Source organism: Klebsiella sp. HC6, from assembly GCF_022605325.1.
Lineage (GTDB): Bacteria > Pseudomonadota > Gammaproteobacteria > Enterobacterales > Enterobacteriaceae > Klebsiella > Klebsiella terrigena.
The window spans coordinates 391,424-406,871 of record NZ_CP093276.1 but is presented as its reverse complement, the minus strand read 5'-3'; the positions used below and the strand labels follow the sequence as shown (position 1 = coordinate 406,871).

At 58.4% G+C, this 15,448-nt stretch carries 15 protein-coding genes; 2 read left to right on the top strand and 13 right to left on the bottom strand.

Features of this window, described 5'->3' with window-relative positions:
• Nucleotides 1-62 precede the first annotated feature (62 nt).
• A complete protein-coding gene (gene cysG, locus MMW58_RS01830) occupies nucleotides 63-1,436 on the top strand; it encodes a siroheme synthase CysG (RefSeq protein WP_241722676.1) in 1,374 nt (457 codons plus the stop codon).
• A gap of 126 nt (nucleotides 1,437-1,562) precedes the next feature.
• Here cysG and trpS read toward each other — a convergent pair whose 3' ends face one another.
• The 12 genes from trpS to MMW58_RS01770 form a co-directional block, all read right to left on the bottom strand.
• Nucleotides 1,563-2,567 carry a tryptophan--tRNA ligase gene (gene trpS / locus MMW58_RS01825; RefSeq protein WP_045854046.1) on the bottom strand — a complete coding sequence of 335 codons (1,005 nt, stop codon included), beginning with the start codon at nucleotides 2,565-2,567 and terminating at the stop codon, nucleotides 1,563-1,565.
• Nucleotides 2,560-3,321, bottom strand: coding sequence for a phosphoglycolate phosphatase (gph, locus tag MMW58_RS01820; RefSeq protein WP_241722675.1), 762 nt, complete (start codon nucleotides 3,319-3,321; stop codon nucleotides 2,560-2,562). The genes trpS and gph overlap by 8 nt, the downstream gene beginning before the upstream one ends.
• A complete protein-coding gene (gene rpe / locus MMW58_RS01815) occupies nucleotides 3,314-3,991 on the bottom strand; it encodes a ribulose-phosphate 3-epimerase (protein WP_041142999.1) in 678 nt (225 codons plus the stop codon). Before rpe ends, gph begins: the two co-directional genes overlap by 8 nt.
• Nucleotides 3,992-4,008: 17 nt before the next feature.
• Nucleotides 4,009-4,833: an adenine-specific DNA-methyltransferase gene (dam, locus tag MMW58_RS01810; RefSeq protein ID WP_133600035.1), complete on the bottom strand. Its 825-nt coding sequence runs from the start codon at nucleotides 4,831-4,833 to the stop codon at nucleotides 4,009-4,011.
• A 77-nt stretch (nucleotides 4,834-4,910) separates the two neighbouring features.
• A complete protein-coding gene (damX, locus tag MMW58_RS01805; RefSeq protein WP_241722674.1) occupies nucleotides 4,911-6,194 on the bottom strand; it encodes a cell division protein DamX in 1,284 nt (427 codons plus the stop codon).
• Nucleotides 6,195-6,278: 84 nt separating this feature from the next.
• Nucleotides 6,279-7,373 (bottom strand): 3-dehydroquinate synthase, encoded by a 1,095-nt coding sequence (gene aroB / locus MMW58_RS01800; RefSeq protein WP_041143002.1) that lies wholly within the window; start codon nucleotides 7,371-7,373, stop codon nucleotides 6,279-6,281.
• A gap of 54 nt (nucleotides 7,374-7,427) precedes the next feature.
• Nucleotides 7,428-7,949 (bottom strand): shikimate kinase AroK, encoded by a 522-nt coding sequence (gene aroK, locus MMW58_RS01795; protein WP_004868452.1) that lies wholly within the window; start codon nucleotides 7,947-7,949, stop codon nucleotides 7,428-7,430.
• A 392-nt stretch (nucleotides 7,950-8,341) separates the two neighbouring features.
• A complete protein-coding gene (gene hofQ / locus MMW58_RS01790; protein WP_133600037.1) occupies nucleotides 8,342-9,577 on the bottom strand; it encodes a DNA uptake porin HofQ in 1,236 nt (411 codons plus the stop codon).
• Nucleotides 9,492-9,902: a HofP DNA utilization family protein gene (locus MMW58_RS01785; RefSeq protein WP_159237893.1), complete on the bottom strand. Its 411-nt coding sequence runs from the start codon at nucleotides 9,900-9,902 to the stop codon at nucleotides 9,492-9,494. The genes hofQ and MMW58_RS01785 overlap by 86 nt, the downstream gene beginning before the upstream one ends.
• Nucleotides 9,892-10,341, bottom strand: a complete 450-nt coding sequence (locus tag MMW58_RS01780) for a HofO family protein (RefSeq protein WP_241722673.1) — start codon at nucleotides 10,339-10,341, stop codon at nucleotides 9,892-9,894. Before MMW58_RS01780 ends, MMW58_RS01785 begins: the two co-directional genes overlap by 11 nt.
• Complete coding sequence (locus MMW58_RS01775; protein WP_241722672.1) at nucleotides 10,325-10,864, bottom strand: PilN domain-containing protein; 540 nt, start codon at nucleotides 10,862-10,864, stop codon at nucleotides 10,325-10,327. The genes MMW58_RS01780 and MMW58_RS01775 overlap by 17 nt, the downstream gene beginning before the upstream one ends.
• A 2-nt stretch (nucleotides 10,865-10,866) precedes the next feature.
• Nucleotides 10,867-11,652, bottom strand: a complete 786-nt coding sequence (locus MMW58_RS01770) for a type IV pilus biogenesis protein PilM (RefSeq protein ID WP_241722671.1) — start codon at nucleotides 11,650-11,652, stop codon at nucleotides 10,867-10,869.
• Between the two features lie 117 nt (nucleotides 11,653-11,769).
• On the opposite strand from MMW58_RS01770, the gene mrcA reads away from it, so the two are divergent.
• On the top strand, nucleotides 11,770-14,328 hold the full coding sequence (gene mrcA / locus MMW58_RS01765; RefSeq protein WP_133600041.1) for a peptidoglycan glycosyltransferase/peptidoglycan DD-transpeptidase MrcA: 2,559 nt from the start codon (nucleotides 11,770-11,772) through the stop codon (nucleotides 14,326-14,328).
• Between the two features lie 83 nt (nucleotides 14,329-14,411).
• Here mrcA and nudE read toward each other — a convergent pair whose 3' ends face one another.
• Entirely contained in the window at nucleotides 14,412-14,972 is a 561-nt protein-coding gene (nudE, locus tag MMW58_RS01760; protein WP_041147478.1) for an ADP compounds hydrolase NudE, read from the bottom strand.
• Nucleotides 14,973-15,448 lie beyond the last annotated feature (476 nt).

Sequence of the window (15,448 nt, the reverse complement as noted above, 5' to 3'; positions counted from 1 at the left end):
CTCCTCCGCTGCTATGCTACGACGGCTCACCATCTCTCATTGCCCTGCTGCGAGGATATTCCGTGGATCACTTACCCATTTTTTGCCAGTTGCGCGATCGCGACTGTCTGCTGGTCGGCGGCGGGGATGTTGCCGAACGCAAGGCGCGGCTGCTGCTCGATGCTGGCGCCAAATTAACGGTTAACGCCCTCGAATTCTCGCCACAGTTTCAGGTGTGGGCGGATGAGCAGATGCTGACGCTGGTAAAAGACCGCTTTAATCCCGAACTGCTCGACTGCTGCTGGCTGGCGATCGCCGCGACGGACGACAACGACGTTAACCAGCAGGTCAGCCAGGCGGCGGAAGCGCGACGCATCTTTTGCAACGTCGTGGATTCGCCGCAGCAGGCCAGCTTTATTATGCCCTCGATTATCGACCGTTCGCCGCTGATGGTCGCCGTCTCCTCCGGCGGGACGTCGCCGGTGCTGGCGCGGCTGCTGCGCGAAAAGCTGGAGTCGGTTCTGCCGCTGCATTTAGGCCAGCTGGCGCACTATGCCGGCCAGCTGCGGGCGCGGGTTAAAAAACAGTTTGCCACGGTGGCCGAGCGTCGACGCTTCTGGGAAAAGCTGTTTATGAACGACCGCCTGGCGCAGTCGTTAGCCAACGAAGACCGGCAGGCCGTAGCCGATACCACCGAGCAGCTGCTGACCGAACCGCTGGATCACCGCGGTGAAGTCGTGCTGGTAGGCGCCGGACCGGGTGATGCCGGTCTGCTGACCCTGAAAGGGCTGCAGCAGATCCAGCAGGCGGACGTCGTGGTTTACGATCGGCTGGTCTCAGACGATATTATGAATCTGGTTCGCCGCGACGCCGACCGGGTATTCGTCGGCAAGCGGGCGGGCTACCACTGCGTACCGCAGGATGAGATTAACCAGATCCTGCTGCGGGAAGCGCAGAACGGCCGCCGCGTCGTGCGTCTGAAGGGCGGCGATCCGTTTATTTTCGGCCGCGGCGGCGAAGAGCTCGAAACCCTGTGTAATGCCGGTATTCCCTTCTCGGTGGTTCCGGGGATCACCGCCGCCTCCGGCTGCTCCGCCTATTCCGGTATTCCGCTGACCCACCGCGACTTCGCGCAGGGAGTACGTCTGGTCACCGGGCATCTGAAAACCGGGGGAGAGCTGGACTGGCAAAACCTGGCGGTAGAAAAGCAGACGCTGGTGTTTTATATGGGCTTAAACCAGGCGTCAGCGATCAGAGAGAAGCTTATTGCCCACGGCATGGCGGCAGATATGCCGGCGGCTATTGTTGAAAACGGTACGGCGGTCAGCCAGAAGGTGGTGACCGGCACCCTGGATCGGCTGGACGTGCTGGCGCAGCAGATGGCGAGCCCGGCGCTGATTATCGTCGGCCGCGTGGTGAGCCTGCGCGACAGGCTCAACTGGTTCTCTAACCACTAAGATTCGCCGCGCCTCTGCCCGCATCGTGCTGAACGGGCGAGTAGCGACAACGGTAAAAAAAGCAAAAGGGCGGGATTAACCCGCCCTTTTTTTCGGCTTTGTGCGCGAGGTATTTATCGCCGCCGCTTACGGCTTCGCAACAAAACCAATCGCTTCGTATACTGCTTTCAGCGTTTGTGAAGCGCGAGCGCTGGCTTTATCCGCCCCGTCTCTCATCACCTGGTTCAGGAAGGCTTCATCGTTACGGAAGCGGTTATAGCGCTCCTGCAGCTCAACCAGCATGCCGGACACCGCATCGGCTACTTCGCCCTTCAGATGACCGTACATTTTCCCGTCGAAGTGCTGCTCCAGCTCCGCAATGCTCTGGCCGGTCACGCCGGAGAGAATATCCAGCAGGTTAGATACGCCGGCTTTGTTCTGCTGGTCGTAGCGCACTACCGGCGGCTCGTCGGAATCCGTAACCGCACGCTTGATCTTTTTGACGACCGATTTCGGGTCTTCCAGCAGGCCAATCACGTTGTTGCGGTTGTCGTCCGACTTGGACATCTTTTTCGTCGGCTCAAGCAGCGACATGACGCGCGCGCCAGATTTCGGAATAAACGGCTCAGGAACCTTGAACACTTCGCCGTAGATTGCGTTGAAGCGCTGCGCGATATCGCGGCTCAGCTCCAGGTGCTGCTTCTGGTCTTCGCCCACCGGCACCTGGTTGGTCTGATAAAGCAGGATGTCGGCCGCCATCAGCACCGGATAATCAAACAGGCCGGCGTTAATGTTTTCCGAGTAGCGCGCGGACTTGTCCTTGAACTGGGTCATGCGGCTCAGCTCACCGAAATAGGTGTAGCAGTTCAGCGCCCAGCCCAGCTGCGCATGCTCCGGTACGTGCGACTGAACGAAGATGGTGCTTTTCGCCGGATCGATACCGCATGCCAGGTAAAGCGCCAGCGTATCCAGCGTGGCCTTACGCAGTTTCTCAGGATCCTGACGCGCGGTGATGGCGTGCAAATCCACGATGCAGTAGATGCAGTGAAAATCATCCTGCATGCCCACCCACTGACGCAGCGCACCCATGTAGTTGCCAATGGTCAATTCACCTGAGGGCTGTGCGCCACTAAAAACGATGGGCTTAGTCATTTTTTAATTCCTGAGTTTCACTGGACGGTAACCCGAGAGCGGGTAAGAGTTCGTTAAATTGGTCAAAGATGTAATCCGGCTCGCTGAGCGCGATGGGCTCGCCGTAGTTGTAGCCGTAGGTCAGGCCAACCGAGCCAAAGCCGGCCGCTTTCGCCGCCATGATATCGTTACGCGAATCGCCGACAAACAGCAGCTCAGCGGGAGCCAGCCCCAGCTTTTCCGCAACCAGCAGCAGCGGTTCAGGATGCGGCTTCTTATTCTGTACATCGTCGCCGCCGATAACCACGGTAAAATATTTAGCGATATCCAGCGCGGTCAGCATCGGCGCAACGAACGGCGTCGGCTTGTTGGTGACCAGCGCCAGCGGCAGCCCTTTAGCGTGCAGAGCGCCCAGCGTATCGGCAACCGCCGGGAACAGGAAGCTACCCTCTTCCGCGGCTTCAGCATAGTAGCGGTCAAACAGCTTGCGCAGCAGCGCCAGCTGCTCGGCCTGCGGGATATCGTCGCGATCGGCGGAAGGTTTCCCCCCGGCCGCGCGCAGCGTCGCGCGCTCCTGGCGTGCCCAGGTAAGGGCGCGCTCCATCAGCACGTCCGCGCCGTTGCCAATCCAGGTGACAACGCGATCCTCTCCCGCCATCGGGAGTTCTAAAGCGTAGAGCGCGCTATCAACGGCCGCCGTCAGACCCGGCGCGCTGTCCACCAGCGTGCCGTCGAGGTCAAACGCGATACCGCGAATAGCCTGTAACTTATCCATGACTAACCTTCGCTAATTCACTGCGCATTTGATCGATGACTGTTTTATAGTCCGGCTGGTCGAAAATGGCCGAGCCGGCAACGAACATATCCGCCCCTGCGGCCGCAATATCCGCGATATTGCTAACTTTTACGCCGCCGTCGACTTCGAGGCGAATATCGTAGCCGGAGGCATCAATGCGCTGGCGAACTTCACGGAGTTTGTCGAGGGTCTGCGGAATGAAAGACTGGCCGCCGAATCCCGGGTTGACGGACATCAGCAGGATCACGTCCAGCTTATCCATCACGTAATCAAGGTAGCTCAGCGGGGTTGCCGGGTTGAATACCAGGCCGGCCTTACAGCCGTGCTCTTTGATGAGCTGCAGGCTGCGATCGACGTGCTCTGACGCCTCCGGATGGAAGGTGATGATGCTGGCGCCCGCGGCGGCGAAATCAGGAATGATGCGGTCGACCGGCTTAACCATCAGGTGCACGTCGATAGGCGCGGTGATGCCATAGCCGCGCAGCGCTTTCAGCACCATTGGGCCGATAGTCAGATTCGGCACGTAGTGGTTGTCCATCACGTCAAAGTGCACAACGTCTGCACCTGCAGCCAACGCTTTGGCGGTATCTTCACCCAAACGGGCAAAATCAGCCGACAGAATCGAAGGGGCAATCAAATACTGCTTCATCCGCATCTCCTTGAAAATTATTTAGTCTTCGGCGGACGGTAAAGAGCAAGAAGCTCGTCCACCTTCTTTCGGGTACCACCGTTGCTGCTGATACTGCGTCGAACTTTGACGACGTGCAGTTTAGCCAGACGATACCATTCGCGGGTAAGCGCGGTATCGTGGTTAGAAATCAGAACCGGAACCCGCTGCTCGAACAGATTCTCCGCCAGCTGCGCCAGATGGGCCTGCTGTTCGGAATTAAAGCTGCTCGTATGGTACGCCGTAAAGTTCGCGGTAGCAGACAAAGGCGCGTACGGCGGGTCGCAGTAGACCACAGATGTCCCGTCGGCTCGCGCCATGCTGTCGGCGTACGACTCGCAGTAGAAGTAGGCATTCTGCGCCTTCTGCGCAAAATGATACAGTTCATCTTCGGGGAAATAGGGCTTCTTATAGCGGCCAAAAGGCACGTTGAACTCACCGCGCAGATTGTAACGACACAGACCGTTGTAGCCATGGCGATTCAGATACAGGAACAGCACCGCACGACGAAGCGGGTCCTGGCTTTGATTGAATTCAGCACGGAACTGATAGTATCTCTCCGCCACGTTATTCTCAGGCGTAAACATCTCCTGCGCCGCGGCAACATAATCATCCGTCTGCGATTTGACGATGTTGTAAAGGCTAATCAGATCGCTGTTGATGTCCGCGAGGATATAACGAGAAAAGTCGGTATTAAGAAATACCGACCCGGCGCCCACAAAGGGCTCAATCAGACAGTCGCCCTGCGGCAAATGTTTTTTTATATCGTCAAGCAGGGGGTATTTCCCCCCCGCCCATTTCAGAAAAGCGCGATTCTTTTTCATGCTGCCTAAATAATTACACATTCTCCGGCTGTGGAGAAAGCTCCGACAGCACCCTGCGCTTAAGACTACGCCGCGGCTTACTTCAGGTCAGCCTGGACCTGATGCAGCGGTTTTGCCCACGGGTTTTTCGCCTGCACGTCCGCTGGCAGAGTCGCTACAGCGCGTTTAGCTTCATCTTTCGAAGCATAAATGCCGCTGACCAGCACGTACCAGGGCTGACCGTTACGGGTAGTCTCATAGACGACGTACTTATCCAGCTTCTCTTTCTTCGCCCAGCTACTCAGATTGTTGTAGTTGGAGGAAGAGCTGAGCTGCAGGGTGTAGTTGCCGGACGGAGCGGCTTTCATCGAGCTCACGTCACCGGCAGTTTTGCCCGCAGAAGCGGCCGCTGTCGCCGCCGGAGCAGCGGTCGCTGCAGCAGTAGCGGTTGTAGCAGGCGCGGCGGCCGGAGTCGGCTTAGCCTGGGCAGTAGCGGCAGGCTTCGCTGGCGCGACGGCAGGCGTTTTCACCGGTGCCGCAGCGGCGATGCTTTCAACACGCTTCGGCTGTGCCGGCTTCGACTCAACCGGTGCTTTCGCGGTAGCCATCGGCTTCGGCTCAATAACCGTGTGCTTACGCTCGGCCGGACGCGGTGCGGCGGCGGTCTGCGTCTGGCGCTCGGTGGTTGCCTGACGCGGAGCCGTACCGTTGCGCATCGGGGCGACGGTTGCAGGTTCGGTCGGTAACGTCGAGCTTGCCACGGCGCTGTCAATCTGGCCCTGCTGCTGAGTCAGCGCGTTGTTCAGATCGCCCTGAACCTCGACGCGCTGCTGTCCCTGCGGCTCAGCGGTAGTCTGGCCCTGGGTTGGGTTAGACGCAATTGGCGGCAGAGAAACGTCCTGCTGCTGGGCGTTACCCGCGGTCTGGTCCTGCGCGGCAGGCTGAGCGCTATTGTCCTGCGCGTCTGACAGATTGATACTCTTCTCACCTGTCGCCGCTTGTTCGTTCGAGGAAGATGGCGACTTCAGTGCAGAACCGATGCCGACAATCAGCAGCAGCAGCACGAGGATCCCCACCCCCATCATAATGTACTGGCGAGAGGCAGGCTTCGCTGGCGCTTTCTTACGCTTACGCGGACGGCGCTCAACCTGCTGCTCTTCGACCTCGTCTTCTTCAGACTCCAGGTCTTCTTCATACTCTTCTTCATCGCGCTCACGGCGTGCTTTACTGGCGCGCGTCGGACGGCTCTCGTCCGCATCAAGATCGACATCATCAAAATTGATCTGCGGATCGCTATCGCGCTCGGAAGACTGACGGGAACGACCAGCACGACGATCGTTGCGATCGGCTTTCAAATCGTCTTCTGGTTTTAATTCATCCATTTAACACCCCACTAAAAGGCTTATGCTCACGACTATTGCATGTCACCTGAAATGATAACGCCGCGCGGACGCGGCTAGACCTTCTTATTGTTGCGCCTGCTCAGTATCAGCAATCGCGCCAAGAACTACATCGTGCGACACTCCGCCGCGAACTTCGCTTTTCCCTATAGCGAGCGGTAGCACCAGCCGCATTTCGCCTGCCAGCACCTTTTTATCACGCATCATGTGGGGCAGATACGCCTGCGCGGTCATCTCCTGCGGCCCACTGACCGGCAGACCCGCACGCTGCAGCAGCGTAATAAGACGCTGCGTATCCTGTGCGCTGAACTGCCCTAATCGTTCGGACGTACGCGCAGCCATGACCATGCCGGCAGCGACAGCCTCGCCGTGCAGCCAGTTACCGTAGCCCATTTCGGCCTCGATAGCATGACCAAAAGTATGTCCAAGATTCAGTAAAGCACGTAACCCAGTTTCACGCTCGTCGGCGGCAACAACTTCGGCTTTCAGCTCACAGCAGCGGCGAATACAGTACGCCATTGCTTTTTCATCCAGCGCCATCAGCGCATCGATGTTGTTTTCCAGCCAGTCGAAGAATTCACCGTCAAGGATGACGCCGTACTTAATGACTTCAGCCAGGCCGGAAGACAGTTCGCGCGCCGGCAACGTCTTAAGACAGTTGAGATCGACAACGACAGAAACTGGCTGCCAGAAGGCACCAATCATATTTTTACCGAGAGGATGATTGACGGCAGTTTTACCACCGACCGAAGAATCCACCTGCGACAGCAGGGTGGTTGGAACCTGAATAAAACGCACACCGCGCTGATAGCTAGCCGCAGCAAAGCCGGTTAAATCACCGACCACGCCGCCGCCAAGTGCTACCAGTGTGGTGTCACGGCCGTGCGGTTTTTGCAACAAAGCGGTGAAGACCGTATCCATCACCGTCAGGCTTTTGTACTGCTCGCCGTCGGGTAAAATAACACTGTCTACCTTAACACCCGCCTGCTCCAGCACGGAACGAACGTTATCCAGATAAAGCGGCGCCAGCGTTTCATTGGTGACCAGCATAACCTGGTCGCCTGATTGCAGTGGCTGAAAGGAAGCTGGATCGTTAAACAAACCAGCCGCGATGGTAATCGGGTAACTACGTTCCCCGAGAGTTACAGTAAGCCTCTCCATAACGCGACGTCCACCTCAGTTGCTTTTACTCTGACGCACTTTATTAAGCCAGAATCAATTGCTTTCCAGCATATGAATAATCTGGTTTGCCACCACTTTCGCACTCTGATCGTCAGTACGAATAGTGACGTCAGCAATCTCTTCATACAGCGGGTTGCGCTCGTCTGCCAACGCTTCAAGCACTTCGCGAGGCGGCGCTTCAACCTGTAATAGAGGACGCTTTTTATCGCGCTGCGTACGGGCAAGCTGTTTTTCGATCGTTGTTTCCAGGTAGACCACCACGCCGCGGGCGGAGAGACGGTTACGCGTTTCACGGGATTTTACAGAGCCGCCGCCTGTTGCCAGCACAATTCCCTGTTTTTCCGTCAATTCATTGATGATTTTTTCTTCACGATCGCGGAAGCCGTCTTCGCCTTCAACATCGAAGACCCAGCCAACGTCAGCGCCGGTGCGTTTCTCAATCTCTTGATCGGAATCGTAAAATTCCATGTTGAGCTGTTGGGCTAACTGGCGCCCAATAGTGCTTTTGCCGGCACCCATAGGCCCAACCAGAAAGATATTGCGTTTCTCTGCCATTTTTTCGGTACTACTAAGACTATTCGTTAATGATAAACCCGCTTCGCGAATACCCAGCGCGGCAGGACATGAACTGAAACCTCATATGCAATAGAGCGAGAGTCAGACTAAAAATTATCTCAATACTCCGGCAGGTTTGGCAACTGAATATACGCTTCATTATTCAAACTACCTCACCGTTGGCTGCACTTATTCGCCTCCAGGTGCATAGCTAGCTATGTTTCTGGGGGTGAACTTGCTTACCGCCTCAATACGTCTTGAACGATTATGAGAATAAATCACCGGACAAAAAGGGAGGATTGATGCCGAACCCGACTCTCAAATCGGTACCCCTTGTATGCTAAATCCGTCCTCACGTCAAACACCTGAAACGTGTTTAGCAAGAAAAACGCCTAATGCACTGCCAGAATCCGTGGGGTAATGAAGACAACCAGTTCGCGTCGCTCATTATCTTTCCCGTCCCGGCGAAACAGCTGACCCAGCAGAGGAATATCGCCGAGTAGCGGAATACTGTCGCGGGCAGATTTGTTTTTTTGTGAAAAAATCCCTCCCAGCGCCAGGGTTTCACCGCTGTTCACCTCAACCTGGGTTTCAATTTCCTGCTTATCGATCGCCAGCACCTCGCCATTTTCCTGCTGCAGCACCTGACCCGGCGTATTTTCACTGATTCGCAGCTTCAGGCGCACACGGTTCTGCTGCAGCACCGTTGGCGTCACCTCCATTCCCAACACCGCCTCTTTGAACTCGACCGACGTTGCGCCGTTCTCTCCACGGGAAACCTGATAGGGTATTTCGCTCCCCTGCTTGATGCTGGCGGGCTGCATATGGGAAGCCAGCAGCCGCGGGCTGGCGATGATGTCGACCTGCTGCTTTCGCTCCAGCGCCGACAGCTCCAGCGCCAGCAGGCGCCCGTTGATGCGCCCGATATTAAAGCCCGTGCGCGTACTGGCATCGCCTACCGCCAGCTGGCTGCCCAGCCCAGTAAACTGGCCTGAACCTGGCATACTGCTGGCTTCAGCCAGGCTCCATTTAACCCCCAGCTCGCGCAGGCTGGTTTCACTCATTGAGACAATATGCGCCGCCAGCTCTACCTGACCGACGGGGAGATCCATCTCCAGAGCCCAGCTCTTGAGCGCGGCCAGATGCTCAGCGTCGTCCCGAATCAGCAGCCGGTTGGTGCGCCTATCGACGGTCAGGCTACCGCGCGGGCTGAGCAGCCTGTCGCCGTCCTTCGCCAGCTCGCCCGCATCGGCATAGCGCAGCACGATGCTATGCCGCTGCAGGGGGAGATTCTGTCTTCGCTTTGCGCGATCGGATTCAAGCTGCGCCTGCTGCGCTTTTTTCCACGCCAAAGTATGCACGTACAGAATCGTTCCCTGCTGGCTGAACGCCAGCCCGGCGCTATCGACGACTGACCTCAGCGCCTGCTGCCAGGGAACGTTGTGCAGGTGCAGCGAGAGCGTCCCGCTCACGTCGGAAGCGACCACCAGATTCTGCTGCCGCAGCGCCGCCAGCGTTTGTAGCACCTGAACCACCGGGGCCTCATCGACCACCAGAGAGATCGGCGGCTCTTTTTTGGCCGCCGCTGCCGCCAGCGGCAGCAGAAATAACAGGCTTATCCATCGCATCTTTTTTCTCCTCACGCAGCCAGCGCCAGTGCAGAGGATCGCATCCCGGCCCCGTCGCTATTTCGATTTTTTCCGCCGTCAGCAGGCTTATCTTCCAGCCGGCCGCGAGGGTGTCGTTTACCCTCACCCGACGCCACTTTCCCGCGCTGTCCTGCAGGATACCGATCCACAGCTGCGGGGAGCCTATCGCCCCGCCGTAGCGCCACTGGGTCAGCGCCGCCACCTGACAGCGATCTTCCGCCGGCTGGAAGGGGTCACGCGCCTCGCCGGCCAGCGGCAGAGGCACAGACAGCAGCAGCGCCAGGCGCCACCCTTTACTCCGCATCTTCGGCCTCCAGCTGCAGGCTCAGCCGCAGCACCTGCTTCTGCGGCTGTAGCGAAAACGCTGCAACCCGCATCCCGCAGTCTGCCAGCCAGGAAAACAGCGCCGGTACCGACGGCCAGCGCAGCTCAAGCACCATCTCCCCGCCTTTTCCTGCGGGTTTCCAGGCAATTAGCGCCGCCCCATCGACCGGCAGATGAAGCGGGGAAAAAACCCGCCTCGCGGGCCCGGCGACCGCCTCCCGGGCAAGGGCTACCCGCAGCGGCAGCAGCTTCAGCCACTGCTGGCGCAGACGATCCGAGCGAACGCTTTCCTGCGCCGGCGGCGGAGATATCAGCCACAAACCGGCGGTGAGAGTAAGCGGCAAGGCGATCGCCAGCGTTAGCCAGCCGCCGCGCAGAGGGAAAAGTGATGCCTTCCCGCGCTCAATAAGTGCCCGCATAAAGGCGTTCTCCTGCAAGGGAAAAACTAAACAGCCAGCGGCCACCGGTATCGCGCCGGGTTTCACCGGTTCTGGCCGGCCGAAATCCATCGACCGTCGTCAGCGCGGTTTCCAGCGCCGATAGGGCGTTCAGGCGTAGGGTCAGGCCGCTGAGGGTCAGGGTGTTTTGCTGATACTCCAGCCGGGTCAGCCAGGCCTGTTCCGGCATCAGCGACGCAATCCTGCCCAGCCGCGGCTGCCAGGCTCGGGTCAGCTCCCGCTGCTGGTGGCGCAAGCGCTGCTTTTCATGCTGCTGGAGCTGCTCCTGCATCAGGCGTTCACGCTGCTGGAGTGCCGCATAAAGCTGATTTTCGGCGGCTAATCTCACCGCTTCGAGCCTGTCGTCAGCCTCGCGCGACGTCCGGGAAACCGACAGCGCCAGCAGCAGGCCCAGCAGCAGCCCGCCGGCGGAGAGTAGCCAAAGTCGCAGCCGCTGCCGCCGACGCGCGGCTCGCCAGGGAAGAAGGTTGATAGCCTGCGCCACGCTCAGTGCACTCCCAGCGCGAGGCCCAGCGCCACGGCGAAGCTGTCGCCGCAGGAGGGGAGCGGAGGCTGCAGGCGATGTATCACGCTCCACGGGTCAAAGCGACATTCGTCGGCAGGCCGGGTCGAACAAAGCCCGAGCTGCCGGGCGTTTAATCGCGCCGAGAGCTGAGCAAATGCGGCGACTTCAGCCCGCGGGCAGCTGCCCCAGCTATCCGGCAAAGCCCATATCCAGTGCATTTCATCGTGCCACGCAAGGCCTGATAGTTCCGCCGGTAGCCAGGGGAAAAAGGCGCTCAGCGCGCTGGCATCCGGGACAATGGCGCTAACCCTGAGCTTTAGCCGGGCGGCAAGCTGGCGTAGGGCGTCGATATCCAGCCGCTGAGCGGCAGTCACCCGCCACTCGTTGGCGACCGAGGATGCGCTATAATCGACGCATAATGAGGAGGCGGGCATTTCCAGCTGCTGGGCCATAGCGCTGGCTGCCCACATCGCCTGCTCGCTTTCACGCAGAGAGAGCTGGGGTGACGGGACTCTTTTTTGCAGCGTTCGGCTGGCCGGAAACGCGATACTCACCTGATGCTGTAGCGGCAGCTCTCGTCGCCAGCCGCGCAGCCGCTCGGCCAGCGCCATGCCATCAGCCACCTGTCCATTCCGGACGATGCCGGGTGCCAGCGCGATATGCCACCAGCGGCACAGCGCCCAGCGGGAGCGCTCAAACCGCAGCGCCACGATCGCTATCTTATCCTGCTGGATGTGCATCCCTATTCGCCAGTTCCTGAAAGCCATGGTGATATCTCCTTATCCGCCGTTACGGTTGAGCTCTATCAATGCACCAGGCTTGCCTTTATACTACCGCGCGTTTGTTTATAAACTGCCCAAATAAAACTAAATGGGAAATCTCCGGTGAAGTTCGTAAAGTATCTATTCATCCTTGCAGTCTGTTGCGTTCTGCTGGGTGCAGGCTCGATTTTTGGCCTTTATAAATATATTGAGCCACAGCTCCCCGACGTCGCGACCCTGAAGGATGTGCGCCTGCAGATCCCGATGCAGGTCTACAGCGCGGATGGCGAGCTTATTGCGCAATATGGCGAGAAGCGCCGTATTCCCGTAACCCTGCAACAAATGCCGCCTGAGCTGCTCAAAGCGTTTATTGCCACCGAAGACAGCCGTTTTTACGAGCATCATGGCGTCGACCCGGTCGGTATTTTCCGTGCGGCCAGCATCGCCATGTTCTCCGGCCATGCGTCGCAGGGCGCCAGCACCATCACCCAGCAGCTGGCGCGTAACTTCTTCCTGAGCCCGGAGAAGACGCTGATGCGTAAGATCAAAGAGGCATTCCTCGCGATCCGCATCGAGCAGCTGCTGAGCAAAGATGAAATCCTTGAGCTGTACGTCAATAAAATCTACCTCGGCTATCGCGCCTACGGCGTTGGCGCCGCGGCGCAGGTCTATTTTGGTAAATCGGTCGAGCAGCTCAGCCTGAGCGAAATGGCCGTCATCGCCGGCCTGCCGAAGGCGCCGTCGACCTTTAACCCGCTGTACTCGCTGGACCGCGCGACCGCCCGCCGCAACGTGGTGCTGGCGCGTATGCTGAGCGAAGGCTATATCACGCAGCCTCAGTACGACCAGGCGCGCGGGGAAGCGATCGATGCCCGATACCATGCGCCGGAAATCGCCTTCTCCTCGCCGTACCTCAGCGAGATGGTGCGCCAGGAGATGGTTAACCGCTACGGTGAAAAGGCCTATGAAGACGGCTATCGCGTCTACACCACAATCACCCGTAAAAACCAGCAGTCCGCCCAGCAGGCGGTACGCAATAACGTGCTGGACTACGATATGCGCCACGGCTACCGCGGGCCGTCAGCGGTGCTGTGGAAAGTGGGCGAAACCCCGTGGGACAGCAAGAAAATCATCGCCACGTTGAAAAATCAGCCCGGCTCCGGGCCGCTCTCTCCGGCGGTCGTGACGTCGGCTAATCCGCAGGAAGCCGTTGCGCTGCTCGGCGACGGCACCTCGGTGATGCTCAATATGGAGGGCGTTCGCTGGGCCCGGCGCTTTATCTCCGATACTCAGCAGGGCGCGACGCCGCGCAAAGTGACCGACGTCGTGCAGACGGGACAACAGATCTGGGTCCGCCAGGTGGGCAGCAGCTGGTGGCTGTCGCAGGTGCCGGACGTGAACTCGGCGCTGGTCTCCATTAACCCGCAAAATGGCGCCATTATCGCGCTGGTCGGCGGCTTCGACTTTAACCAGAGCAAGTTTAACCGCGCCACTCAGGCCTTGCGTCAGGTGGGGTCGAACATTAAGCCGTTCCTCTACACCGCGGCAATGGATAAAGGCCTAACCCTGGCGAGCATGCTCAACGATGTGCCCATTTCCCGCTGGGATGCCGGCGCGGGTTCTGACTGGCAGCCGAAAAACTCCCCGCCGCAGTACGCGGGCCCTATTCGTCTGCGTCAGGGGCTGGGACAGTCGAAAAACGTAGTGATGGTTCGCGCGATGCGCGCGATGGGCGTTGATTACGCGGCGGAATATCTGCAGCGCTTCGGCTTCCCGGCGCAGAATATCGTGCACACCGAATCGCTGGCGCTGGGCTCTGCCTCGTTTACGCCGCTGCAGGTTGCCCGCGGCTACTCGGTGATGGCTAACGGCGGTTTCCTGATTACGCCGTTCTTTATCAGCAAGATAGAAAACGATCAGGGCGGCGTCATCTTCGAAGAGCGGCCGAAAGTTGCCTGCCCGCAGTGCAACTCCCCGGTGATTTACGGCGATACGCCGAAGTCCAACGTACTGGAGAATAAAGACGTCGAAGAGGTCGCGACCTCTGAAGATCCGCAAAACCCGGCGGTGCCGCCGCAGCCGCAGCTTGAGCAGGCGAACCAGGCCCTGGTGGCCCAGAGCGGAGCGCCGGAGTACGCGCCGCACGTGATTAATACGCCGCTGGCCTTCCTGATTAAAAGCGCGCTGAACAGCAACATCTTCGGCGAACCGGGCTGGATGGGAACCGGCTGGCGCGCCGGCCGCGATCTACAGCGCCACGATATCGGCGGCAAAACGGGGACCACCAACAGCTCGAAAGATGCGTGGTTCTCAGGCTATGGCCCAGGCGTCGTGACGTCAGTATGGATTGGCTTTGACGACCACCGACGCGATCTGGGCCGTACAACCGCTTCCGGCGCCATTAAAGAGCAGATCTCCGGTTACGAAGGCGGGGCAAAAAGCGCCCAGCCGGCCTGGGATGACTTTATGAAGAGAGTGCTTGAAGGCGTGCCGGAAGAGCCGCTAACGCCGCCGTCTGGCATCGTCACGGTGAATATCGATCGCAGCACCGGCCAGCTGGCCAGCGGCGGTAATAGTCGTGCGGAGTACTTTATCGACGGCACGCAGCCCACCCAGCAGGCGGTGCATGAAGTGGGGACGACCCTCACCGACGGTGGGGGAGAGACCCACGAGCTGTTCTGACAAAAAAAGCGCCTGCGGGCGCTTTTTCTTTTTCATCCATTCGTACGGGCGATGCCCCGCGTCGCCTCGAGGCGCGCTTCGGCCTACAGCCGCCCCTGCGCCTGCAGCCATTCGCGCAGCAGGAACAGCGCGCTGACGTTGCGCGCTTCGTTAAAATCTTCTTCGTCCAGCAGCGTCATTAGCTCGGAAAGCGGCCAGCGCACCTGCGGTAAAGGTTCCGGCTCATCGCCCGGCAGCGACTCAGGATAGAGATCTTCGGCAACCAGGATATTCATTTTGCTGGAAAAGTAGGACGGCGCCATGCTCAGCTTTTTCAGAAACGTCAGCTTCTGCGCGCCGAAGCCAACCTCTTCTTTCAGCTCGCGGTTGGCCGCTTCCAGCACGCTTTCACCCGGATCGATCAGCCCTTTCGAGAAACCTAACTCGTAGGACTCCGTTCCTACCGCATATTCGCGAATCAGAATAATATGGTCATCGACAATCGGCACAATCATCACGGCTTCACGCGTAGAAGGCCGCATGCGTTCATAAACGCGGCGCACGCCGTTGCTGAATTCCAGATCCACGCTTTCAACGTTAAAAAGACGCGAACGCGCTACCGTTTCAACATTGAGAATGGTGGGTTTTTGTAATGATTTGCTCATCGTCATCGGTCTATGCTGTGATTACAGAGGTCATTGTGCGATATGGAGCACGCTTTCGGCAATTCAATTCGCCACTAATTTACATAGTTGCAACGTATCAGCGCTCAATGAGAGAATCATAAAGATAAAAAAGTCAATAGGTTGAAATGTATTTGAGAATTTACCGATTCCTGCATTTTAACGTTTTTGATAAGCTTGTATGCTGCTGTAACGCACAATAAATTTTCCCTTACTTACACAATATCTGCCGGTAGCAAACTGCAGGCTCACGCGACGAGCCTCTCCCGTCGGGCGTAAGTGTCGCCGGCAGTCTGAGCGGATAGCGCGCAGAAACCGAAGCGTACCCAGCGTACCCGAGGATTTCGCGCTCTTCCCAGACCCATAATCGCAGGTAACATAATCCTGAAGGATGGCTTTTGAGTGTTAATGGCAGCCAACGATACCGCTAAGAAAAGAATAACTATGATGGGATGGGC